At 72.0% G+C, this 21632-nt stretch carries 23 protein-coding genes and 3 tRNA genes; 17 read left to right on the top strand and 9 right to left on the bottom strand.

The features are described 5' to 3' along the window. The first annotated feature begins 36 nt into the window (after window positions 1–36). The 5 genes from IG86_RS0127440 to IG86_RS0127420 all read left to right on the top strand — a co-directional run bounded on the left by IG86_RS0127440 (window position 37) and on the right by IG86_RS0127420 (window position 5218). The gene (locus IG86_RS0127440) at window positions 37–1590 is read left to right on the top strand and encodes a complex I subunit 4 family protein (protein ID WP_030900380.1); all 1554 of its coding nucleotides are present in this window, start codon (window positions 37–39) and stop codon (window positions 1588–1590) included. Continuing rightward, window positions 1587–3128 (top strand): NADH-quinone oxidoreductase subunit N, encoded by a 1542-nt coding sequence (locus IG86_RS0127435; protein WP_030826111.1) that lies wholly within the window; start codon window positions 1587–1589, stop codon window positions 3126–3128. Before IG86_RS0127440 ends, IG86_RS0127435 begins: the two co-directional genes overlap by 4 nt. Before the next feature lie 226 nt (window positions 3129–3354). Beyond that, window positions 3355–4218, top strand: coding sequence for a zinc metalloprotease HtpX (htpX, locus tag IG86_RS0127430; RefSeq protein WP_030826109.1), 864 nt, complete (start codon window positions 3355–3357; stop codon window positions 4216–4218). After that, the gene (locus IG86_RS0127425) at window positions 4215–4607 is read left to right on the top strand and encodes a YccF domain-containing protein (RefSeq protein ID WP_030826107.1); all 393 of its coding nucleotides are present in this window, start codon (window positions 4215–4217) and stop codon (window positions 4605–4607) included. Before htpX ends, IG86_RS0127425 begins: the two co-directional genes overlap by 4 nt. A 77-nt stretch (window positions 4608–4684) precedes the next feature. Continuing rightward, entirely contained in the window at window positions 4685–5218 is a 534-nt protein-coding gene (locus IG86_RS0127420; RefSeq protein WP_030900377.1) for an SMI1/KNR4 family protein, read from the top strand. On the opposite strand, the gene IG86_RS0127415 is transcribed toward IG86_RS0127420, so the two are convergent. The 3 genes from IG86_RS0127415 to IG86_RS0127405 all read right to left on the bottom strand — a co-directional run bounded on the left by IG86_RS0127415 (window position 5202) and on the right by IG86_RS0127405 (window position 8573). Next, window positions 5202–6437: an APC family permease gene (locus IG86_RS0127415; RefSeq protein WP_030826101.1), complete on the bottom strand. Its 1236-nt coding sequence runs from the start codon at window positions 6435–6437 to the stop codon at window positions 5202–5204. The genes IG86_RS0127420 and IG86_RS0127415 overlap by 17 nt on opposite strands. Before the next feature lie 18 nt (window positions 6438–6455). Continuing rightward, window positions 6456–7883: a SulP family inorganic anion transporter gene (locus tag IG86_RS0127410; RefSeq protein WP_030826098.1), complete on the bottom strand. Its 1428-nt coding sequence runs from the start codon at window positions 7881–7883 to the stop codon at window positions 6456–6458. Between the two features lie 201 nt (window positions 7884–8084). Then, the gene (locus IG86_RS0127405; RefSeq protein ID WP_030653550.1) at window positions 8085–8573 is read right to left on the bottom strand and encodes a YajQ family cyclic di-GMP-binding protein; all 489 of its coding nucleotides are present in this window, start codon (window positions 8571–8573) and stop codon (window positions 8085–8087) included. Between the two features lie 200 nt (window positions 8574–8773). On the opposite strand from IG86_RS0127405, the gene IG86_RS0127400 reads away from it, so the two are divergent. Further along, window positions 8774–8855, top strand: a tRNA-Tyr gene (locus IG86_RS0127400). 141 nt (window positions 8856–8996) lie between these two features. Here the strand turns inward: IG86_RS0127400 and IG86_RS0127395 are convergent. Next, entirely contained in the window at window positions 8997–9407 is a 411-nt protein-coding gene (locus IG86_RS0127395; RefSeq protein WP_051785441.1) for a hypothetical protein, read from the bottom strand. A 4-nt stretch (window positions 9408–9411) separates the two neighbouring features. Beyond that, on the bottom strand, window positions 9412–9972 hold the full coding sequence (locus IG86_RS0127390; protein ID WP_234316243.1) for a DUF6313 family protein: 561 nt from the start codon (window positions 9970–9972) through the stop codon (window positions 9412–9414). Between the two features lie 275 nt (window positions 9973–10247). On the opposite strand from IG86_RS0127390, the gene IG86_RS0127385 reads away from it, so the two are divergent. Further along, a complete protein-coding gene (locus IG86_RS0127385; RefSeq protein ID WP_037848732.1) occupies window positions 10248–10688 on the top strand; it encodes a DUF3574 domain-containing protein in 441 nt (146 codons plus the stop codon). Between the two features lie 47 nt (window positions 10689–10735). Here the strand turns inward: IG86_RS0127385 and IG86_RS0127380 are convergent, their stop codons facing one another. Beyond that, window positions 10736–11392 (bottom strand): SDR family oxidoreductase, encoded by a 657-nt coding sequence (locus tag IG86_RS0127380; protein WP_030826019.1) that lies wholly within the window; start codon window positions 11390–11392, stop codon window positions 10736–10738. Window positions 11393–11544: 152 nt separating this feature from the next. Then, window positions 11545–12813, bottom strand: a complete 1269-nt coding sequence (locus IG86_RS0127375; protein ID WP_030900371.1) for an amidohydrolase family protein — start codon at window positions 12811–12813, stop codon at window positions 11545–11547. 422 nt (window positions 12814–13235) lie between these two features. Here IG86_RS0127375 and IG86_RS0127370 point away from each other — a divergent pair. The 10 genes from IG86_RS0127370 to IG86_RS40175 all read left to right on the top strand — a co-directional run bounded on the left by IG86_RS0127370 (window position 13236) and on the right by IG86_RS40175 (window position 19027). After that, window positions 13236–13308 (top strand) — tRNA-Thr (locus IG86_RS0127370). 48 nt (window positions 13309–13356) lie between these two features. After that, window positions 13357–13429: transfer RNA gene (locus tag IG86_RS0127365), tRNA-Met, on the top strand. An 88-nt stretch (window positions 13430–13517) separates the two neighbouring features. Next, entirely contained in the window at window positions 13518–13682 is a 165-nt protein-coding gene (gene rpmG / locus IG86_RS0127360) for a 50S ribosomal protein L33 (RefSeq protein WP_007265873.1), read from the top strand. Between the two features lie 139 nt (window positions 13683–13821). After that, window positions 13822–14274 carry a MaoC family dehydratase N-terminal domain-containing protein gene (locus IG86_RS0127355; RefSeq protein WP_030826012.1) on the top strand — a complete coding sequence of 151 codons (453 nt, stop codon included), beginning with the start codon at window positions 13822–13824 and terminating at the stop codon, window positions 14272–14274. Between the two features lies 1 nt (window position 14275). Next, a complete protein-coding gene (locus IG86_RS0127350; protein WP_030826009.1) occupies window positions 14276–14704 on the top strand; it encodes a MaoC family dehydratase in 429 nt (142 codons plus the stop codon). A 178-nt stretch (window positions 14705–14882) separates the two neighbouring features. Beyond that, complete coding sequence (locus IG86_RS0127345) at window positions 14883–15452, top strand: TetR/AcrR family transcriptional regulator (RefSeq protein WP_030826006.1); 570 nt, start codon at window positions 14883–14885, stop codon at window positions 15450–15452. A gap of 74 nt (window positions 15453–15526) precedes the next feature. Next, window positions 15527–16975: a DHA2 family efflux MFS transporter permease subunit gene (locus IG86_RS0127340; protein ID WP_030826003.1), complete on the top strand. Its 1449-nt coding sequence runs from the start codon at window positions 15527–15529 to the stop codon at window positions 16973–16975. Between the two features lie 84 nt (window positions 16976–17059). After that, window positions 17060–17458 (top strand): DUF3291 domain-containing protein, encoded by a 399-nt coding sequence (locus IG86_RS0127335; protein WP_030900368.1) that lies wholly within the window; start codon window positions 17060–17062, stop codon window positions 17456–17458. Then, complete coding sequence (locus IG86_RS0127330) at window positions 17455–18594, top strand: UDP-N-acetylmuramate dehydrogenase (RefSeq protein ID WP_276329198.1); 1140 nt, start codon at window positions 17455–17457, stop codon at window positions 18592–18594. Before IG86_RS0127335 ends, IG86_RS0127330 begins: the two co-directional genes overlap by 4 nt. A gap of 61 nt (window positions 18595–18655) precedes the next feature. Then, a complete protein-coding gene (locus IG86_RS40175; RefSeq protein ID WP_234308926.1) occupies window positions 18656–19027 on the top strand; it encodes a hypothetical protein in 372 nt (123 codons plus the stop codon). On the opposite strand, the gene IG86_RS0127320 is transcribed toward IG86_RS40175, so the two are convergent. Further along, window positions 19017–20036: an adenosine deaminase gene (locus IG86_RS0127320; protein WP_030900361.1), complete on the bottom strand. Its 1020-nt coding sequence runs from the start codon at window positions 20034–20036 to the stop codon at window positions 19017–19019. The genes IG86_RS40175 and IG86_RS0127320 overlap by 11 nt on opposite strands. A 203-nt stretch (window positions 20037–20239) precedes the next feature. After that, the gene (locus IG86_RS0127315) at window positions 20240–21466 is read right to left on the bottom strand and encodes a pyridoxal phosphate-dependent aminotransferase (RefSeq protein WP_030825991.1); all 1227 of its coding nucleotides are present in this window, start codon (window positions 21464–21466) and stop codon (window positions 20240–20242) included. Window positions 21467–21632: the final 166 nt, after the last annotated feature.

Raw genomic sequence — 21632 nt, 5'->3', positions numbered from 1 at the left:
CGTGAGTCAGCCGTGATTGATATCAGCCCGTCCGTGATGCAGTTCCTTCTGGCGTTCATGCTGGCCGCACCGCTCCTCGGCGCCGTCGCGGCCCTCCTGCCGGCCCCGCCCGGCCTCAAGGGCCGCAGCCCCGAGCAGGCCGTGCTCCGCCACGGCGTGACCGTGACCGGCGTGGTCCTCGCCGCGGCGATCGCCCTCACCCTGGGCTTCGACCACGACGCCCCGTCCCGCTTCCAGGCGACGACGGACATCAGCTGGATCCCGGCGCTGGACGTCCGGATCCACCTCGGTGTCGACGGCATTTCGCTCCCCCTCCTCCTGATGACCGCGCTGCTGTTCTTCCTCTGCGCGCTCTACAGCTACTTCAAGCTCCCCGCGGGCCCTTCCCCGAAGGCCTTCGTCGCACTGCTCCTCGTACTCGAGTCCGGCACCCTCGCGACCTTCGCCGTCCTCGACCTGCTGCTCTTCTTCCTCGCCTTCGAGATGGTCCTCATCCCGATGTACTTCCTGATCGCCCGCTGGGGCGGTGCCCAGCGGCAGGCCGCCGCCTGGAAGTTCATCCTCTACACGCTCCTCGGCTCCGTCGTCATGCTGCTCGGCCTCCTCCTCATCGGTGTGACGGCGGACACATTCGACATGGTGGCACTCGCCTCTGACAACGGCCGCGAACTGTCCCGCACCACCCAGCTCCTGGCCGTCCTCGCCATCGGCATCGGCCTCGCCGTGAAGACCCCCATGTGGCCGCTGCACAGCTGGCTGCCCGACGCCCACACCGCAGCCCCCACCGTCGGATCCGTCCTCCTGGCGGGCGTCCTGCTCAAGATGGGCACGTACGGGTTCGTCCGCATCCTGCTCCCCGTCACCCCCGACGGCATGGCCACCTTCGCCCCCTACCTGGGCGCCTTCGCCGTCGTCGGCATCGTCTACGGATCGCTCGCCTGCCTCGCGCTGGCCCGCAAGGGGAACAAGGGCGACCTCAAGCGACTCATCGCCTACTCCTCCGTCGGCCACATGGGCTTCGTCCTCCTGGGCATCGCGTCCATGACCCCCACGGGAGTCAACGGCGCCCTCTTCGCGAACATCGCCCACGGACTGATCACCGGCCTCCTCTTCTTCCTGGTCGGCGCCCTCAAGGACCGCTACGGCACCGCCGACCTCGACACCCTCGCCGGGGCCACCGGCGCCGCCCTCTACGGCCGCGCCCCCCGCTTCGGCGCGCTCCTCGCCTTCGCCGCCGTCGCCTCCCTGGGCCTGCCCGGCCTCGCCGGCTTCTGGGGCGAGATGCTGGCCCTCTTCGGCGCCTTCGACCCGGCCGAGGGCCTGCCCCGGGCCGCGTTCCTCACGTACACGGCAGTCGGCGCGTTCGGCACCCTGCTCACGGCCGCCTACCTGCTGGTCGTGGTCCGGCGCGTCTGCATGGGAGACCCGAAGGCGGGCCCCGAGCCGGCCGTCGCGGACGTCCACCGCTACGAGTTCGCCGCCTGGACCCCGCTCGTCGCCCTCACCGTCCTCGCCGGCCTGTGGCCCGCGCTCCTCCTCGGCCTGACCGACCCGGCCGTTCAGCAGCTCCTCGCAGGAGGCAACTCATGACGGCCCTCACGGTCCTCGCGGCCGAGACCCCCAGCCTGGTCCAGTCCGTCGACTGGCTCGCCATCGCGCCCGTGGTGATCACCGCCGTCGTCGGCCTGGCCGTCCTCGTCGCCGACCTCTTCGTCGCCGAGCGGCACAAGCCCGTCCTCGGCTGGATCTCGGTGGCCGGACTGGCCGCCGCGACCGCCACTCTGATCCCGCTGCGCGCCGGCGACCGCTCCACCTTCTGCCTCACCGCCGACCCGGAGGCCTGCAGCTACACCGTCGACCACTTCACGGTCGTCGTCCAGTTCCTGGTGCTGGCCGGAGCCCTGCTCACCGCGCTCCTGTCGGTCACCGCCGTGCGCGACACGCGGATGCCCGCCGGCGAGTACTGGTTCCTGCTGCTCTCCTCCGCGGCCGGCGCCGCCCTGCTGCCCGCCTCCCGCGACCTGGCCACCCTGATCGTCGCGCTGGAGGTCGCGTCCCTGCCCGCCTTCGCCCTCGTGGGCATGCGGCGCGGCGACCGGCTCTCCTCCGAGGCCGCCCTGAAGTTCTTCCTGTCCTCGGTCACCGCCACCGCCGTGTCGCTGATGGGCGTCAGCTTCGTCTACGCCGTCACCGGCTCGCTGCACCTGACCCAGGTCGCCGACCGCCTCGAAGACGTCCCCGGACAGTTCGACACCCTCGCCATGGCCGGCGTCGCGCTCACCCTGGTCGGCTTCGCGTTCAAGACCGCGGCCGTCCCCTTCCACTTCTGGGTCCCCGACACCTACGTCGGAGCCCCCCTGCCCATCGCCGGCTACCTCTCGGTGATCGGCAAGGCCGTGGGCTTCACCGGCCTCATCCTCGTCACGGTGATCGCCTTCCCGGCGTACTCGCAGATCTGGGGCCCGGCCATCGCCGTCCTCGCCGCGCTCACCATGACCCTGGGCAACGCCGCCGCGGTGCGCCAGTCCGCGGACCGCCCGAACAGTGCCGTACGGCTGCTCGCCTGGTCCTCGGTCGGCCAGGCCGGCTACCTGCTGGTCCCGATCGCCGCCGCCGCGTACTCCGAGCGCGACCAGATCGGCTCCACCCTCGCCTACGCCCTCATGTACGCCGCCGTGAACCTCGGCGCCTTCGCCGTGGCCGCCCTCGTCGCCCGTACGAAGCCGCTCCACCGGATCAGCGACTACCGCGGCCTGTACGCCGAGCGTCCGCTCGCCGCCCTCTCCCTGGCCTTCTTCCTGCTCTGCCTGGCCGGCCTGCCGCCGGGCATCATCGGGCTCTTCGCCAAGGTCACCGTCTTCCAGTCCGCCGTCGACGCGGGCCTGGGCTGGCTGGCCGTGCTGATGGCGGTCAACGTCGTCATCGCCCTGTACTACTACCTGCGCTGGACGGCGCTGCTCTTCCGCGCGCCCGAGGGCGCGGAGGCCGTGGAGGGCGCACCGGCCCGCACGAAGGCCCCCTGGCCGGTCGCGGCGGCCATCGTCGCGACCGCGATCACCGCGGTCGTCCTCTCGGGCGCCCCGCAGCTCGTCCTGCGCGTCGCGTCGGGGAGCCTCTTCACGCAGTAGCCCGTACCGCCCCGGTCGGCCCCTGCCGGGCCGGTCAGCCCGTACGGAGTAACGCGCACGACGGCCCCGCCGCCCCCGCCGAGGGGGCGGCGGCGGGCCCCCGTCCCCGCACACCCTGGGAACCAGACGCCCTCACCTGGCGTTGACCAGGAAGGGAGCGTCCACTGGACCGTAGACCCTCAAATCCATGACGGGCTCCCCTGCCGCACCACTTGGAGGGCGTACCGTGCACCGCCGGCACAACGGGCTCAAGACCGCCGTACTCCTCGGCGGGCTGTCCGCACTCATCATCCTCATCGGCAGCTTCTTCGGCCGGACCGGCCTGATCGTCGCCGTCGTCGTCGCACTCGGGACGAACGCCTACGCGTACTGGAACAGCGACAAACTCGCTCTACGCGCGATGCGCGCCCGTCCCGTCAGCGAGTTCGAGGCCCCCCAGCTCTACCGCATGGTGCGCGAGCTCTCCACGTCCGCGCGCCAGCCGATGCCACGCCTCTACATCTCGCCCACCGAGGCCCCGAACGCCTTCGCCACCGGCCGCAACCCGCGCAACGCCGCGGTCTGCTGCACCGAGGGCATCCTGCGCATCCTCGACGAGCGCGAGCTGCGCGGGGTCATCGGCCACGAGCTCAGCCACGTCTACAACCGCGACATCCTCATCTCGTCGGTGGCCGGCGCACTCGCCTCGGTGATCATGTTCCTGGTGAACTTCGCCTGGCTCATCCCCGTCGGCCGGTCGAACGACGACGAGGGACCCGGCCTGCTCGGCATGCTGCTGATCATGATCCTGGGTCCGCTGGCCGCGTCCGTGATCCAGCTGGCCATCAGCCGCTCGCGCGAGTACGAGGCCGACGCCTCCGGCGCTCAGCTCACCGGGGACCCGCTGGCCCTGGCCAGCGCCCTGCGCAAGCTCGACGCGGGGACCAAGCAGCTCCCGCTGCCGCCCGAACCACGACTGGAGACGGCGAGTCATATGATGATCGCCAACCCCTTCCGTCCCGGTCAGGGACTGACCAAGATGTTCTCGACCCACCCCCCGATGGCCGAGCGCATCGCCCGGCTCGAACAGATGGCAGGCCGCCGCCAATGAAGACAATCCTGAACGTCATCTGGCTGATCCTCAGCGGCATCTGGCTGTTCCTGGGATACGTGCTCGCCGGTGTGCTCCTCTGCATCACCATCATCGGCATCCCGTTCGGCATCGCCGCCTTCCGCATCGCCGTCTACGCCCTCTGGCCGTTCGGCTACACCACGGTCGAGCGCCACGACGCCGGTGCCGGATCCTGCGTCGGCAACGTGCTCTGGCTCGTCCTCGCGGGCTGGTGGCTCGCCCTGGGCCACATCGTCACCGGCATCGCGCTCTGCGTCACGATCATCGGCATCCCCTTCGGCATCGCCAACTTCAAGATGGTCCCGCTCTCCCTGCTCCCGCTGGGACGCGAAATCGTCCCCACGGACGCCCCGTTCGCCTCCCGGTGAAGTACCTCTGACGCGGCCCGGTCAGGAGTTTTCCACAGGCCCGGGCGGCTGTCGGTGGGGTGCGTCACCATGAACGCATGAACGAGACCGAGCAGTTGCTGGAGCAAGTCGCAGTCCGTGCGCGGGGCTCCGCGCACGGACACGGAGAGCACGCGGAGCCCCTGCCGGCGCCCCTGGGCGCAGGGGAGATCGCCCGAGCCGAGGGCATACTCGGCTTCCCCCTGCCGCCCCTGCTCGCCCGGCTCTACACCCGCGTCGCGGACGGCGGTTTCGGCCCGGAGCGCGGACTGCTGCCACTGCGTCAGGCCGTCGCCGCCTACGAGGCACAAGGCGCCTCCGGCTGGCGGTGGCCCGAAGCGGTCCTGCCCGTCGCCGACCTCGGCTGCGCCGTGTACGCCTGCGTGGACTGCAGATCCGCGACGGCCCAGGTCCTGCTGTTCGACCCGAATCCCGGGGAGCCCGACCTCGCCTGGTCCGTCGACGCCCCGAGCCTGGCGGGCTGGCTGCGCGGCTGGCTCGACGGCACCGCGTGGTTCTGCGAGGAGTCCACCCTGGGGGAGGACCACGACCTCGAACCCGCCCCGTGGGCGGAGTTCAGATCCCGGATCTGAGCCGGCCGCGCACCCGGTACGCCGCCGCGCCCAGAGCCAGCACGGCCGCCCCCGCGACCACCGACGCGAGGGGCAGCGCGCACGCCAGCACCACACAGCCGGACAGCCCGACCGCCGCCACGGCCCGCCCCTTGACACCTGAATCGAGAGTCCACGCAGAGGCGTTCGCGATCGCGTAGTAGGCGAGCACGCCGAAGGAGGAGAAACCGATCGCGCCCCGCAGATCGGCGGTTGCCGCGAGCACCGCCACGACCGCGCCCACCGCGAGTTCGGCATGGTGCGGCACCCGATGCCGGGGATGTACGGCGGCCAGCGCGCGCGGGAGATGGCCGTCCCGGGCCATCGCCAGGACGGTCCGCGACACCCCGAGCACGAGGGCCAGCAGAGAGCCCAGCGCGGCCAGGGCCGCGCCCACCCGGACGACCGGCGCCAGTTCCGGCACGCCCGCCGCCCGGACCGCGTCGGCCAGCGGCGCCGCCGACCCCGCCAGCGCCTCGACGCCGAGCACCGACAGCAGCGCCACGGCCACCGCCGTGTACACCAGCAGGGCGATCCCCAGCGCGAGCGGCACCGCCCGCGGGATCGTCCGTTCCGGGTCACGCACCTCCTCGCCCAGGGTGGTGATCCGCGCATAGCCCGCGAAGGCGAAGAACAGCAGACCGGCGCCCTGCAACAGCCCGAAGACCGTCCAGCCCGGCCCGCCCGGCGGCTCCGGCGCCGCCGCACCCGGGGACAGGCACGCCACGACCACCGCGGCCAGCACCGCCAGGACCACCGCCACGATCAGCCGGGCGATCCGGGCGGACCTCTGGACACCGCCGTAGCCCGCGGCCGTGACCGCCACCACCGCCGCCACGGCCACGGCGTGCTCCCGGCCGGGCCACACGTAGGCACCCACCGTCAGTGCCATCGCCGCGCAGGAAGCGGTCTTGCCGATCACGAACCCCCAGCCGGCCAGATACCCCCAGAAGGGGCCGAGCCGCTCCCGCCCGTACACGTAGGTGCCCCCGGAGGCCGGATACCGGGCGGCCAGCCGCGCCGAGGAGTGCGCGTTGCAGTAGGCCACGAGGGCCGCCACCGCCAGAGCGGCGAGGAGCGCCCCGCCCGCCGCCGCCGCGGCCGGGGCGAAGGCCGCGAACACCCCGGCGCCCACCATCGCGCCGAGTCCGACGACGACCGCGTCGGAAACCCCCAGAGTGCGCTTCAACTCATCTGTCACGGGCGGAGGGTAACGGGGCTAGATGACGCCCTCCCGGCCGGGAAGGGGCGCCCGGGTGCGTTCCCACCCCTCCAGGGCGGTCAGGCAGGCGTGGTCGAGGTGGCGCAGACCGCTCAGGTCGAGCCGCACCGGCTGCCCGTGCGGCAGCGCGTCCAGTGCGTCGAGCAGCTTCGGCAGCCGCAGGAAGCTGGCGTTCCCCATGACCCGCACGCACAGCTCCTCGTCCTCCCACACCTCCTCGACGTGCACGTGGGAGGTCTCCCAGGCCGCCTTGGCGATGGCGAGCCCCAGCCCGACCAGCACCCCCTCGAAGAGGTTGGTGACGACGATGGCGCAGGCCGTGGCGACCAGCACCACCGCCTCGCCCCGGTGCGTGCGCCACAGCGCGGCCACCGCCCTGACCGGCAGCAGCTTCCATCCCGCGTACAGGAGCACCCCGGCCAGAGCGGCGAGCGGCACGCTCTCCAGCACCTGGGGGAGGGCCACGGCGAAGAGCAGCAGCCAGCCGCCGTGCATCACCCGGGCCGCCCGGGTGCGGGCGCCGGCCTCCACGTTGGCGGCGCTGCGGACGATCACCGCGGTCATCGGCAGTGCCCCGAGCAGCCCGCAGACGCCGTTGCCCACGCCCTGGGCGATCAGCTCCCGGTCGTACTCCGTCCGCGGTCCGTCGTGCATGCGGTCCACGGCGGCCGCGCTGAAGAGGGTCTCGGCGGAGGCGATCAGCGCCAGCGCGATCACCGTCCCGACCGCGCCGACGGAGGCCAGCACCTCGAACTCGTCCCAGGCGGGCGGGGACACGGCATCCAGGACCCCCGTCACCCGCACCTTCTCGACGGGCAGCCGCAGCAGGGCCGCCGCGGCGGTGGCGGCGGCCACCCCGACCAGCGCGCCGGGCAGCAGCCGCAGACGGGCGGGCGCCCGCCGCCACGCGACCATGACGGCGATGGTCCCGACCCCGAGCAGCACCGCGGCCCAGTCGGCCCGCGCCGCCAGCCCGTGCACCCCGCCCAGCTTCGCCAGGGTCTGCCCGGGGGCCTCCGCGTCGCCCAGGGCGTACAACTGCCCGGAGATCAGTACGAGCCCGATACCGGCCAGCATGCCGTGCACGACGGCCACGGAGATCGCCCGGAACCAGCGCCCGAGCCGCAGCACCCCCATGCCCAGCTGCACCGCGCCGGAGGCCAGCACCAGCACCCCGAGGGCGGCCGCGCCGTACGTCTGCACCGCCTCGTAGACGAGCACGGTGAGCCCGGCCGCGGGCCCGCTCACCTGGAGGGAGCTCCCGCGGAACCAGCCGGTGACCAGCCCCCCGACCACCCCGGTGACGATCCCCAGCTCGGCGGGGACCCCGGAGGCGACCGCCACCCCCACGCACAGGGGGACGGCGACCAGTGCGACGACGACGGACGCCCCGAAGTCTGCGCGAAACGTGCCGGCCCCAGGCATGCGAGAACCCCCTGCCACGCGGTGATGTGATGCCACCCACCGTGCTGGGCGCACTCCCCGCCGCCCAAGTGCCCATGGAAGCCCGCGGCAGCGCGTGCGCCGCACACGCCCGGCACACACGCCCCACGCACCCCGCAACCACCGCGGCCCGGCGGTCGGTGAAGACCGCCGGGCCGGCGTGGTGGCAGGTCGGGACCTGCGTCAGCGGTAGTTCACGAACTGGATCGCGAAGTCCAGGTCCTTGCCCTTGAGGAGGGCCTGGACGGCCTGGAGGTCGTCGCGGCTCTTGGAGCTGACGCGCAGCTCCTCGCCCTGGACCTGGGCCTTGACGCCCTTCGGACCCTCGTCCCGGATGATCTTCGCGACCTTCTTGGCGTTCTCCTGGGAGATGCCCTCCTCGATCGTGGCGAAGATCTTGTACTCCTTGCCGGACAGCTGCGGCTCACCGGCGTCCAGCGCCTTGAGCGAGATCCCGCGCTTGACCAGCTTGGTCTCGAAGACGTCGAGGACGGCCTTGACGCGCTCCTCGGAGTTCGCCTCCATGAGGATCTTCTCGCCGGACCAGGCGATGGTGGCGCCGGTGCCCTTGAAGTCGTAGCGCTGCGAGAGCTCCTTGGCGGCCTGGTTGAGGGCGTTGTCGACCTCCTGCCGCTCGACCTTCGAGACGATGTCGAAACTGGAGTCGGCCATGTGCTGTGGCTCCTTGAAGTCGATTGCGATCACCCCGGAGGGCGCGGCCGGACATCCCCGGACCGCTCGGCAAAGCCTAGCCACCGCACCCACCCGCGGCGCTGATCAATCCGGTGGCGAAGCACCCCCGGTCATCAGGTATCGTTTACGTCGTTGCCAGGGAGAACCGCGGACACGCGGCCTCGAAGGCGACATCCCATGGCGGTGTGCCCGAGTGGCCAATGGGAGCGGACTGTAAATCCGTCGGCTTAGCCTACCCAGGTTCGAATCCTGGCGCCGCCACGCGATAGAGATGGCCCTTGATCTGCGGAAACGCGATCAAGGGCCATCTTGTTTATGCGCGGCCTGCAGTGGCGTGCGGGCTCGCGCCACGCCGCGCATCCGGGGGCTCTCCGTGGCGCACCCCCATGGATGCTCCGCCGGTCACTGCCGCGGGGTCGCCCCGGACGGCCCGTCCGGTCGGGGGCGTCCGTCCCGTCCGGACGGCCCGTCCGGACGCGGAGGGTCGTGCGGGGTCGTCGGGTCGTCAGGGGGTCTGGGCAGGAGGGGGAGCAGGGGCATGCCCTCGGTGCGCGACCAGGTCCGGTATTCGGCCGGCTCCGCGAACGGGTGATCGGGTTCCGCCAGGCGGAAGTCCTCCGGCGAGATCCCCGCCACTTGCAGGAGATCCAGCAACATTCGTGTGGTCAGCCCGGCGTTGAGGTCGTCGGCGACCCCTTCCGTCCCCCAGCGGATGACGGTTTCCGCGGCCCGGTTGAGGCCCTCGGCGCTGGCCGTCGGGAAGGCGAGTGCCAGAGAAGCCCGCACGATCTCGACCGCGTCCTCGGAGCGCACGGCGTCACCGCCTCCTTTCGCACACGATGCAGAGGCCCGTACGAGCGGTGAAGCCCAAGGCCATCTTCCCCGTGTTCTGGGCCTGCCGCAGGCACTCGTGCCGATCGAGATGAGCGTACTGCTGCGTCGACATCATGTCCCTGACGTACACCTCCCAGTGGTCTTGGGCCTTCGCCCAGTCGTTACGGTGCGCGACTCGCACCCACCCGTCCACGAAGTCCTGGCGCGCGTAGGAGCCGTGGAAGTACGAGCTCAGGTTGTCGATCAGGCCCGGTGGCCGGAGGCGTTGCCCCAGCTTCCTCTGCTGGAAGAGCGTGTTGGTGGAGATCGACTTCACGCGGCTGATCCGTTCGGCGATCACGTGGCCGGCGAAGCCACCGATGATCGCCGGGACGAGCAGCCAGCCCACCAGCGAGGCGGTCCACAGGAGCCAGTGCTTGGGCGCGTCGATCAACGTGAACACCCGGTACACGCTGCTCGGGCTGGTCGCCCGCACGGCGAAGACGTACAGCGCCGTCAGGCACAAGGTGATCGGCAGGCCCCAGTCCAGGATCCACTGCGTCACCCCCTTCAGCGCCTTGCGTGACCGCCAGACGCGGCGCAGCCGTCCGAAGAAGCTTCTGCGGCTCGGCGGGAGATCGAGTTGAGGAGGGATCGGGATGGGCCCGTTGAGCAACATGCACCCCCGTTCGGCCGGTAGGGCCATCTGCCCGCAGCGCCGGCAACTCGCTTTGACCGTGCGGAAATTGTGCCGCAGGAGGGCAGTCGAAGGGAATCGGTGGTGCCGCGGGGAAGCCGGTGCCGACCGCATCGTCGAGGGCCTGCGGTCGTTCACCGGGGGTGAAGTGGACATCTGACACGCGGGGGAAGGTCGGCGGCGGTGTGCTCATCGCCCTGCTCGGCGCGGGGATTCCGGCTCTGATGGGAGCCGCCCTGCACACGGACGTGGGGGAGCCCTACCGGGAGACCCGGCTGTACTTCGGCACCGAACGCACCGACGGCGGGGGCCCGGTCGCGGAGCGGGAGTTCATGCGGTTCCTGGACCAGGAGATCACCCCGGCCTTCCCCGAGGGGCTGACCCTCCACGACGGGTACGGCCAGTGGCGCGACGGCAACGGCAAAATCGTCCGCGAGGCGTCCTACGAAGTGGTCCTGCTGTATCCGGAGAAGGGCGCCGACGACCGCAGCGCGCGCATCGAGCGGATCCGTGACGCGTACGAGAGCCGCTACCAGCAGGACTCGGTCGGACGCTCCGACGACAAGGTCGAAGCGGGGTTCTGAGCCACCGGCGGGGAGGGGGGCCCGGAGCCGGCCTCCCCGCCGGGCCGTCAGTTGCCCGCCACGTCCTTGACGGCCACATCGACCGGCGTCGAGCCGGAGATCAGCTCCAGGGTCAGGCCCGCCGTCGCCGGCGTCTCCACCAGCTCGGCCAGCACTGCCGCCACGTCGTCGCGCGGGACGGCCCCCCGGCCCGTCCGCGCCTCCAGGCGGACCTTCCCCTTCCCGGCGTCGTCGAGCAGCGAGCCCGGGCGCAGGACCGTCCACTCCAGGCCCAGCCGGGTGCGTACGTGGTCGTCGGCCTCGCCCTTCGCCCGCAGGTAGACGTCGAACACGTCGTCGCCCTCGTGATGGGCGTCCGCACCCATCGAAGAGACCATCAGGAAGCGGCGCACCCGGGCCCGTTCGGCCGCGTCGGCGAACAGCACCGCCGCACCCCGGTCCACGGTGTCCTTGCGCGCCGCACCGCTGCCGGGGCCGGCGCCCGCCGCGAACACCGCCACGTCCGCGCCCTGCAGGATCCCCGCCACGTGCTCCACCGTGGCCGACTCCAGATCGCAGAGGACCGGTTCGGCGCCCGCCTCCCTGAGGTCGTCGCCCTGCTCCGGATCGCGGATGATGCCCGCGACCTCGTACCCGCGCGCGGCGAGCAGGCGCTCCAGCCGCAGCGCGATCCGACCGTGTCCACCAGCGATGACGATGCGCATGCCCCGACGGTACGACGAGCCGGGCGCCCCCGCCCGGGAAGACACCCGTCAGGCCGTGTCGGCGCCCTCGCCCAGGTCGTGTCCGCAAAGTCCCGCCTGCGCGGCGGGGTCCGCCCTCCGGGCGGCCGACGCTACTTTGCGGACACTCCCTATTAGGGGCCGGGCTCCGTGCGGCCCTGCCGGGGCAGGTCCAGGGCCACCGCGACGGCGGAGTCGCAGTACTCCCGTACGGCGCTCGTACGGGCCACCACCCGCCCGCGGTGGATCACGATCCGGCTGTACGCGAGGGACAGCACCCCCGCGATCCGGTCCCCGCGCACCGCGAGCAGCTCCGCGGGGAAGCCGGCCTCCACCCGCACCTCCGGCAGGCCCATGGCCTCGCGGGCGCAGGCGCTGACGGATTCGTAGGCCTCGCCGGGGCGCAGACCGCCCTGGGAGGCCAGCAGGTACGCGGCCTCCAGCGGGTCGCCCCGGCCGACGGGGTTCCCGGCGTCCCGCAGCGCCCCGCTTCCGGCCGCGACCCGTACGCCGGCGGCCCGCAGCAGGCGTACGGGGGCGGTGCGCAGGCCGCGGCGTTCCAGGGCCGCGCAGTCGCCCTGGGGCAGGCAGGTCACCCGTACACCGGCCGCGGCCAGCTGGTCGGCGGCGCGGGCGGCCGCGTCCAGCGGGAGCCGGGACAGGCCCCCGCAGGGGCCGACGGTCACCCCGGGGCGCAGACCGCCCGCCATCGCCGCCAGCCGGGCGAGGCGGGCCGGGTCGTCACCGTCCGTGTGCAGGTCCGCGGGACACCCGTGCTCGTCGGCGAGCTCCAGGACGGCTTCGAGGAAGCCCGTCGGGTCCGGATCCAGGTCGGGGCAGCCGCCGATCACCGAGGCGCCCATCTTGACCGCGTCCCGCAGCATGGCGAGCCCGTCGGCCCCGGCCACCCCGGTCAGCAGCCGGGGGACGGCCACCGCGGTCAGGTCGGCGAGCCCGCGCAGGGAGCGCCGGGCCTGGAGCACGGCCTCCAAGGGGCCGAGGCCGTGCACGTCGCCGATGCGCACGTGGGAGCGCATGGCGGTCGCGCCGTGCCCGAGCTGGAGCAGGGCCGCTTCGGTGGCCCGGCGCTGGACCTCGTCGGGCGCGTACGAGACGGGCCCGTCGCCGTCGGCGGTCAGCGCGGTGTCCCCGTGGGCGTGCGGCTCGGCGGGCGCGGGGAGCAGCAGGTAGCCGCTGAGGTCCACCCTGGACAGCACGGGGGAGGAGAGGCTGCCCGTGGTTCCGACGGCCTGGATCCGGCCGCCGCCGAGGCGGACGTCGACGGTACGGCCGTCCGTGAGGCGGGCCCCGGCGAGGAGCAGGGTGGTGGCCTCGGCGGCGGCCGCGTTGCCGTTGCCGCCGCGGGGGGAGGGGGACGGCTGCTGCGGCTGGCTGTCGGACATCGCGCTCCTGCGGTGGCTCGGGCGGTTCCTGGGGCCGTGGCCGCGGCCCGCGGCCCGTGGCCCAAGATCACGCAGCGTGCTCAGAGCCTAGGGCGCGGCGCACTCCGCTTCGAGGAAGAGGGCAATAGTCGTACCGGTGTGGTGCCCGGCGGCCGCGCCCGCGCGTGCGCCCCTTGTCGTCCTTCGCTGTCCTGCGCCGTCCATGCCGCCCGCTGCCGACCTCTGCCGTCCTGGCCGTCCGCCCCGCCCTCGCGGCCGTCGCGGAGCGTGCGTGAAGTGTGAGCCCGCCCACAAAAAGCGGGAGAAGTGGGGCGGGAGTGGCCTGCGGGTTGATCAAGAGAGTCTCCCGAACCCCCTCGGAGCCCTGCTCCCGCAAAGGATTTGGGCGATCGGCGGGCAACCGTGTAATGTCTTCATCGCTCGCCCCAATAGCTCAGTCGGTAGAGCGTCTCCATGGTAAGGAGAAGGTCTGCGGTTCGATTCCGCATTGGGGCTCTGGTGAGAGAGGTTCCCCACCCTCGGGTGGGGAGCTGATCACATCAAAGCGGCGTAGCTCAGTCGGTAGAGCAAGCGGCTCATAATCGCTGTGTCACCGGTTCAAGTCCGGTCGCCGCTACCCACAGTAGCCGATTGCGGGGTCGGTCTCCCGATCGGCTACTCTTTTATGCGTTCATCCGTCCCATAGTCCGTCAAGGAGCACTCACGTGGCTGCCACCGACGTCCGCCCGAAGATCACGCTGGCCTGCGTGGAGTGCAAGGAGCGGAACTACATCACCAAGAAGAACCGGCGTAACAACCCGGACCGCATGGAGATGAAGAAGCACTGCCCGCGCTGCAACTCGCACACCGCGCACCGCGAGACCCGCTGACCCCAGCGAAGTCTCGAATACAGGCACCGTCATGAGGTCGTCCCCTTCATTGGGGGCGGCCTCGTGTCGTTTTCACGCCCGATCTCTCCAGTCTTTGTCCTTGTGTGTTTCGTGTCCCTTCAACAGGAGGTAGTGAGTCATGGCTCTCGACCAGTCCTTCGTGGGGCGGAGCTACCCGCCCACCGATCCGTACGAGGTCGGCCGGGAGAAGATCCGCGAATTCGCGGTCGCGGTGGGTGACGCCAATCCCGTCTACACCGACCCCGAAGCGGCGAAGGCCTACGGCCACTCGGATGTGATCGCTCCGCCGACTTTCGTGTTCGCCATCACATTCAAGGCGGCCGGCGAGGTCGTCCAGGACCCGCAGCTGGGCCTGGACTACACCCGCGTCGTGCACGGCGACCAGAAGTTCGCGTACTCCCGCCCGGTGCGTGCCGGTGACCGCCTGTCGGTCACCTCCACCATCGAGGCCGTGAAGTCGCTCGCGGGCAACGACATCATCGACGTCCGCGGCGAGGTCCACGACGAGACCGGCGAGCACGTGGTGACGGCGTGGACGAAGCTCGTCTCCCGCGCCCCCGAGGAGGCCTGACATGGCAGCGCAGATCAAGTACGCCGACGTCGAGGTCGGCACCGAGCTGCCCGCGGCGTCCTTCCCCGTGACCCGCGCCTCGCTCGTCCAGTACGCCGGCGCCTCCGGCGACTTCAACCCGATCCACTGGAACGAGAAGTTCGCCAAGGAGGTCGGGCTGCCGGACGTGATCGCGCACGGCATGTTCACCATGGCCGAGGCGATCCGCGTCGTCACCGACTGGGTGGGCGACCCGGGCGCGGTGGTCGAGTACGGCGTGCGCTTCACCAAGCCCGTCGTCGTCCCGAACGACGAGCAGGGCGGCCTGATCGAGGTCACCGCCAAGGTCGCGGCGAAGCTGGACGACAACCGGGTGCGGGTCGACCTGACCGCCATGAGCGCGGGCCAGAAGGTCCTCGGCATGTCCCGCGCGGTGGTCGCGCTCGCCTGAGGGTCCAAGGGCCTGAGGGTCTGAGGGTCTGAGGGTCCACAGGGCGAAGGGTCTGAGGGCCTGAGCGCGTGAGGGGGCGGGGTGCCCGTCCCCTCACGCCCCGGCCCCGGGTCCGCCCCTTCAACGCCGCCCAGGACCCCTCTTGACGAAGTTAGTGATTGAGCACTAACTTCGTCGCATGGCAAGGATGAGCGCGGACGAGCGACGCGAGAGCGTCGTTCGCGCGGCGATGCACGAGTTCGCCCGGGGTGGATACCACGGGACCTCCACCGAGGCGATCGCCAAGCGGGTGGGTGTCTCGCAGCCGTATCTCTTCCGGCTCTTCCCCAACAAGCAGGCCATCTTCCTGGCCGCGTCCGAGCGCTGCCTGAAGGAGACCCGGGAACTCTTCGCCTCCGCCGTCGAAGGACTGCACGGCGAGGAGGCCCAGCACGCCATCGCCAACGCCTACACCCGGCTGATCACCGAGGACCCCGACAAGCTCCAGATGCAGCTCCAGATGTACGTCGCCGTGGCGGCGGCCGAGGCGGCCGGCGACCACGAATTCGGCGAGGTCGTCCGGGCCGGCTGGATGGAGCTGTGGGACACCGCCCACCTGCCGCTGGGGGCGGACCCGAACGAGACCACGACCTTCATGGCCTACGGGATGCTGATCAACGTCCTGGCCGCCATGGGCTTCCCGTTCGACCACCGGGTCTGGGAAGGGTTCTACCCGTCGGCGCGCATCACCGGCCGCCTGGAGAAGTGAACGCGCGCGATCCGCTCGCGCGCTCTTCCATGGCCGCGGAAGTTAGTCAGCAATAACTAACAACTGGGGGAATCATGCACACGCAGGACTCCGGCACCAAGCTCCGAGGGCCCGCCGTCTGGGCCCTCGTCCTCACCGGCGTCGCCAGCTTCATGGCCGCACTCGACAACCTCGTCGTGACCACCGCCCTCCCGGCCATCCGCGAGGACCTCGGCGGCGGGCTGGAGGACCTGGAGTGGACGGTGAACGCCTACACGCTCACCTTCGCCGTCCTCCTCATGTTCGGCGCGGCCCTGGGTGACCGCTTCGGCCGCCGCCGGCTGTTCATCGCCGGCCTCGCCGTCTTCACCGGCGCCTCCGCCGCGGCCGCCCTCTCGCCCGGGATCGACGCGCTCATCGCCGCCCGCGCCGTGCAGGGCGTCGGAGCCGCCGTCATGATGCCGCTCACCCTGACCCTCCTCACCGCCGCCGTCCCGGCCGCCCGACGCGGCATGGCCCTCGGCATCTACGGCGCCGTCACCGGCCTCGCCGTCGCCAGCGGCCCCCTCATCGGCGGCAGCCTCACCGAGCACATCTCCTGGCAGTGGATCTTCTGGCTCAACGTGCCGACAGGCCTGGCGCTGATCCCGCTCGCCCGCCTGCGCCTCGCCGAGTCCACCGCCCCGGGCGCCCGCCTCGACATCCCCGGCACCCTGCTCATCAGCGGCGGCCTCTTCGGCATCGTCTACGCCCTGGTCAACGCCAACGCCGAGGGCTGGACCAGCGCACCCGTCCTCACCGGCCTGATCCTCGGCTCCGCCCTCGTCGCGGGCTTCGTCCACCACGGTGCCACCCACGCCAACCCCATGCTCCCCATGCGGCTCTTCCGTGACCGCGGCTTCCTGGGGATCAACCTGGCCAGCCTGCTGATGTTCCTCGGCATGTTCGGCTCGATCTTCCTGCTCAGCCAGTTCCTCCAGGGCGTCGCCGGCTACTCGCCCACCGAAGCGGGCCTGCGCATGCTCCCCTGGACCGGCATGCCGATGATCGTGGCCCCGCTCGCCGGGATCCTCTCCGACCGCATCGGCGGCCGCCCCGTGGTCGCCGCCGGGCTGGCGTTCCAGGCGCTCGGCCTCGGCTGGTTCGCCGCGATCCTCAGCACGGACGTCTCCTACGCCGCTCAGCTGCCGCCCCTGGTCCTCAGCGGGATCGGCATGGCCCTCTACTTCGCCCCGGCGGCCAACGTCCTGATGTCCACCGTGCGCCCCGCCGACCAGGGCAGGGCCTCCGGCGCGAACAACGCCCTGCGCGAGCTCGGCGGAGCCCTCGGTGTCGCCGTCCTGGCCTCCGTCTTCTCCGCCCAGGGCGGATACGAGTCCCCGCAGGCCTTCACCGACGGCACCGTCCCCGCCCTGTGGATCGGCGCCGCAGCGGTCGCCCTCGCCGCCGCGCTGGCCCTCCTGGTGCCCCGCAGGTCCAAGACCGCCCCGGTCCCCGCGGGCCGGACCGCCGCCGCCCCGGAGAAGGTCCCGGCCGCCGGCTGACCCGGCCGCCGAGCGCGCAGCCCCGTACCCGCCGCCCCGCACGACCGACCGGATCCGTACCCAGGAGCGCAAGGAGAGCACGTCATGCCCGACATCCCCTGGTCCACGCCCACCCCGGCCGACCCCGGCGCAGAGGTCTACGTCATGGCCTCCCGCTTCGAGACCGCCACCCTCACCGGCGCCCTCAGGTTCTTCCTCAAAGCGCCCGGCATCATCCGCCAGATGCGCAAGGCCCCCGGCGCCCACGGCGTCGCCCTCCGGGCCCGCGTCCTCAGCCGCACCTTCCTCACCCTCTCCGCATGGGAGGACCGCGACGCCCTCTACCGCTTCGCCCGCAGCGAGCCCCACCGCACCAGCGCCCGCGCCGCGAGCGCGTACATGAAGGAATCCGTCTTCACCTACTGGACCGTGCCGGCCGCCGAGCTGCCGCTCACCTGGGCCGAGGCCGAACGCCGCCTCGCCGAGCAGGAGGCGAACCGCTGACCCCGCCGGTACGGGGGACGAACGAGGACGGTCCGTGGCCCCGCAGGGATGCGAGGGGCACGGACCGTACTCTTGTCCACGTGCAGGAACTCCACGAAGCCCCCCTCGCCCCGCTGACCACCTTCCGTCTCGGTGGTCCCGCCGCCCGTCTGGTCACCGCGACCACCGACGCCGAGGTCGTCGCCACCGTGCGCGCCGCGGACGAGAGCGGCACCCCGCTCCTGATCATCGGCGGCGGCAGCAACCTGGTCATCGGCGACCAGGGCTTCGACGGAACCGCCCTGCGCATCGCGACGACCGGCTTCACCCTCGACGGCACCACCCTGGAACTCGCCGCCGGCGAGAACTGGAGCGACGCCGTCGCCCGCACCGTCGAGGCCGGCCTCGCCGGCATCGAGTGCCTCGCCGGCATCCCCGGCTCCGCCGGCGCCACCCCGATCCAGAACGTCGGGGCGTACGGCCAGGAGGTCTGCGACACCATCACCGAGGTCGTCGCCTACGACCGCACCACCGGCGAAACGGTCACGCTGACCGCCGCCGAGTGCGCCTTCCGGTACCGCCACAGCACCTTCAAGGACCAGCCCGACCGCTACGTCGTCCTGCGCGTGCGCTTCGCACTGGAGGACGCCGGCGGGCTCTCGGCGCCGATCAAGTACCCCGAGACCGCCCGCGCCCTCGGCGTCGGGGCGGGCGACCGGGTCCCCGCCGCCACCGCCCGCGAGACCGTCCTGCGGCTGCGCGCCGGCAAGGGGATGGTCCTCGACCCCGCCGACCACGACACCTGGTCGGCCGGCTCCTTCTTCCACAACCCGATCCTGACCGACGAGGCCTACGCCGCCTTCCTCGCCCGCGTCCAGGACCGCCTCGGCCCCGACACCGCCCCGCCCGCCTACCCCGCCGGCGAGGGCCGTACGAAGACCAGCGCGGCCTGGCTGATCGACAAGGCCGGCTTCACCAAGGGCTACGGCACCGGGCCCGCGCGCATCTCCACCAAGCACACCCTCGCCCTCACCAACCGCGGCGAGGCCACCACCGAGGACCTCCTCACCCTGGCCCGCGAGGTCGTCGCGGGCGTCCACGCGGCCTTCGGCGTCACCCTCGTCAACGAGCCGGTGACGGTCGGCGTCAGCATCTGAGGAGCCCCGGCCGCCCATGCTCTGTCCCCGTCACGGGGCCGGTACGGACCCCACTCGGCTCGTGGGTCGCACGCTCAGCAGGGTCGTCGCGTCCTGGCACGTCAGTGACGGCGAACGCTCCGAGTCCCCCCTCGACGTCTGGCTGATCGACAGCGTCGGCGACTCCATCCGGATCACCACCGGGTCCGACCAGTGCCTCATCGTCGAGTCCGCCCCGCCCCACGCGCCGTACGACATGGGGGAGTGGGGCCGCATCGAGGTCGGCGAGGACCTCGGCGACCACCCCTTCCTGCGGCACCTGGGCGAGACCGTCTCCTCGGTCGCCGAGTTCGCGCTGCCCGAACAGGGCCGCACCCACCTGGAGATCGGCTTCCCGGACGGCCGCCGGGTGCGCGCCGACTGCTACGAGGGGGACCTGCGGCTCACCCGGTGAGCCAGTGGTCGATCCCGGCCAGCAGCTTGGCCTGCACCCCGTCCGGCGCGGCGCTGCCGCGCACCGACTGGCGGGCCAGCTCGGCGAGCTCCGCGTCCGTGAAGCCGTGGTGGCGGCGGGCGATCTCGTACTGCGCCGCCAGCCGGGACCCGAACAGCAACGGGTCGTCCGCGCCCAGCGCCATCGGCACCCCGGCCTCGAACAGCGTGCGCAGCGGGACGTCCTCGGGCCGCTCGTACACGCCGAGGGCGACGTTCGAAGCGGGGCAGACCTCGCAGGTGATCTGCCGGTCCGCGAGCCGCTTCAGCAGCCGGGGGTCCTCCGCGGCCCGTACGCCGTGCCCGATCCGGGCGGCGTGCAGGTCGTCGAGGCAGTCGCGGACCGAGGACGGGCCGGTCAGCTCGCCGCCGTGCGGGGCCGCCAGGAGGCCGCCGTCGCGGGCGATCGCGAAGGCCCGGTCGAAGTCGCGGGCCATGCCGCGGCGCTCGTCGTTGGAGAGGCCGAAACCGACGACGCCGCGGTCGGCGTAGCGCACGGCGAGGCGGGCCAGGGTCCGGGCGTCGAGGGGGTGCTTCATGCGGTTGGCGGCGATCAGGACCCGCATGCCGAGGCCGGTCTCGCGGGAGGCGGCGTCGACGGCGTCGAGGATGATCTCGACGGCCGGGATCATCCCGCCGAGCAGCGGGGCGTAGGAGGTCGGATCCACCTGGATCTCCAGCCAGCCGCTGCCGTCCCGGACGTCCTCCTCGGCGGCCTCGCGGACCAGGCGCCGGATGTCCTCCGGCTCGCGCAGGCAGGAACGGGCGGCGTCGTAGAGCCGCTGGAAGCGGAACCAGCCGCGCTCGTCGGTGGCGCGCAGCTTGGGAGGTTCCCCGGCGGTCAGGGCGTCGGGCAGCCGCACGCCGTACTTGTCGGCGAGCTCCAGGAGGGTCGATGGTCGCATCGACCCGGTGAAGTGCAGGTGGAGGTGGGCCTTCGGCAGAAGCGTGAGATCGCGTGCGTGCTCCATCTGGTGATCCTGCCGTACCGCTGCGCTCGGCGGGAGGGGGTTTTACCGATCGGGGGCTTGCGCGAACGCGTGAGCGGGTGCGGATCCGCTGCGCCGGGGCCTGCCGGGCGCTGCCCGGACCCCGCGCCTCACACGCCGGCGGGGCCGAAAAAGCGGCGGCACCCTCAGGGGTGCCGCCGCTCAGGTCATGGCTGCGGGCCGCGTCAGGCCTTGGCCTCGGCCAGGAGCTTCTGGATGCGGGACACGCCCTCGACCAGGTCCTCGTCGCCCAGGGCGTACGAGAGGCGCAGGTAGCCCGGGGTGCCGAAGGCCTCGCCCGGGACGACCGCGACCTCGGCCTCGTCCAGGATCAGGGCGGCCAGCTCGACGGAGGTCTGCGGGCGCTTGCCGCGGATCTCCTTGCCGAGGAGCTCCTTGACCGACGGGTACGCGTAGAACGCGCCCTCGGGGGTCGGGCAGAAGACGCCGTCGATCTCGTTCAGCATCCTGACCATCGTCTGGCGGCGGCGGTCGAAGGCCTTGCGCATCTCGGCGACCGCGTCCAGGTTGCCCGAGACGGCGGCCAGCGCGGCGACCTGGGCCACGTTGGAGACGTTGGAGGTGGCGTGCGACTGCAGGTTCGTCGCCGCCTTGATGACGTCCTGCGGGGCGATGACCCAGCCCACGCGCCAGCCGGTCATCGCGTACGTCTTGGCGACGCCGTTCACGATGATGCACTTGTCGCGCAGGGCCGGGACCAGGACCGGCAGCGAGGTGAACTTCGCGTCGCCGTAGACCAGGTGCTCGTAGATCTCGTCCGTCAGCACCCACAGGCCGTGCTCGGCGGCCCACTCGCCGATCGCCTTCGCGTCGGCCTCGCTGTAGACCGAACCGGTCGGGTTGGACGGGGAGACGAACAGGACGACCTTCGTGCGCTCGGTGCGCGCGGCCTCCAGCTGGTCGACCGAGACCCGGTAGCCGGTGGTCTCGTCGGCGACGACCTCGACCGGGACACCGCCGGCGAGACGGATCGACTCCGGGTAGGTGGTCCAGTACGGAGCCGGGACGATGACCTCGTCACCCGGGTCCAGGACGGCCGCGAAGGCCTCGTAGATCGCCTGCTTGCCGCCGTTGGTCACCAGGACCTGCGACGCCTCGACCTCGTAACCGGAGTCGCGCAGCGTCTTGGCGGCGATGGCGGCCTTCAGCTCCGGCAGACCGCCGGCCGGCGTGTAGCGGTGGTACTTGGGGTTTCGGCAGGCCTCGACCGCGGCCTCGACGATGTAGTCCGGGGTCGGGAAGTCGGGCTCGCCCGCGCCGAAGCCGATCACCGGGCGTCCGGCGGCCTTGAGGGCCTTGGCCTTGGCGTCCACGGCGAGGGTGGCGGACTCGGAAATGGCGCCGATACGGGCGGACACCCGGCGCTCGGAGGAAGGCGTTGCAGAGGTCATACGGGCAATCGTCCCAGACCGCGAAGAGGCGCCGCACACCGTTTCAGTCAACGGACTGGAGCATGTCAGGCCGGGTGCTGTTCGACGTCACGGTCCAGTTCACGTACACTCACCTGTCGTTGGACCTCGCCAGCCGCTGCAAAGCGTGAGCACTCCGTGCACTCGC

Origin of the sequence: Streptomyces virginiae, assembly GCF_000720455.1 — a bacterium.
GTDB lineage: Bacteria > Actinomycetota > Actinomycetes > Streptomycetales > Streptomycetaceae > Streptomyces > Streptomyces virginiae.
Note: the sequence above shows the minus strand (reverse complement) of the source record. Positions and strands in the feature narration are given on the sequence as shown.

What these genes read in the sequence shown, in the direction of transcription:
- IG86_RS0127440 (WP_030900380.1), top strand. Translation starts at nt 37, where the DNA reads ATGCAGTTCCTTCTGGCGTTCATGCTGGCCGCACCGCTCCTCGGCGCC.
- IG86_RS0127435 (WP_030826111.1), top strand. Translation starts at nt 1,587, where the DNA reads ATGACGGCCCTCACGGTCCTCGCGGCCGAGACCCCCAGCCTGGTCCAG.
- IG86_RS0127425 (WP_030826107.1), top strand. Translation starts at nt 4,215, where the DNA reads ATGAAGACAATCCTGAACGTCATCTGGCTGATCCTCAGCGGCATCTGG.
- IG86_RS0127420 (WP_030900377.1), top strand. Translation starts at nt 4,685, where the DNA reads ATGAACGAGACCGAGCAGTTGCTGGAGCAAGTCGCAGTCCGTGCGCGG.
- IG86_RS0127410 (WP_030826098.1), bottom strand. Translation starts at nt 7,883, where the DNA reads ATGCCTGGGGCCGGCACGTTTCGCGCAGACTTCGGGGCGTCCGTCGTC.
- IG86_RS0127405 (WP_030653550.1), bottom strand. Translation starts at nt 8,573, where the DNA reads ATGGCCGACTCCAGTTTCGACATCGTCTCGAAGGTCGAGCGGCAGGAG.
- IG86_RS0127380 (WP_030826019.1), bottom strand. Translation starts at nt 11,392, where the DNA reads ATGCGCATCGTCATCGCTGGTGGACACGGTCGGATCGCGCTGCGGCTG.
- IG86_RS0127375 (WP_030900371.1), bottom strand. Translation starts at nt 12,813, where the DNA reads ATGTCCGACAGCCAGCCGCAGCAGCCGTCCCCCTCCCCCCGCGGCGGC.
- IG86_RS0127355 (WP_030826012.1), top strand. Translation starts at nt 13,822, where the DNA reads ATGGCTCTCGACCAGTCCTTCGTGGGGCGGAGCTACCCGCCCACCGAT.
- IG86_RS0127350 (WP_030826009.1), top strand. Translation starts at nt 14,276, where the DNA reads ATGGCAGCGCAGATCAAGTACGCCGACGTCGAGGTCGGCACCGAGCTG.
- IG86_RS0127345 (WP_030826006.1), top strand. Translation starts at nt 14,883, where the DNA reads ATGGCAAGGATGAGCGCGGACGAGCGACGCGAGAGCGTCGTTCGCGCG.
- IG86_RS0127340 (WP_030826003.1), top strand. Translation starts at nt 15,527, where the DNA reads ATGCACACGCAGGACTCCGGCACCAAGCTCCGAGGGCCCGCCGTCTGG.
- IG86_RS0127335 (WP_030900368.1), top strand. Translation starts at nt 17,060, where the DNA reads ATGCCCGACATCCCCTGGTCCACGCCCACCCCGGCCGACCCCGGCGCA.
- IG86_RS0127320 (WP_030900361.1), bottom strand. Translation starts at nt 20,036, where the DNA reads ATGGAGCACGCACGCGATCTCACGCTTCTGCCGAAGGCCCACCTCCAC.
- IG86_RS0127315 (WP_030825991.1), bottom strand. Translation starts at nt 21,466, where the DNA reads ATGACCTCTGCAACGCCTTCCTCCGAGCGCCGGGTGTCCGCCCGTATC.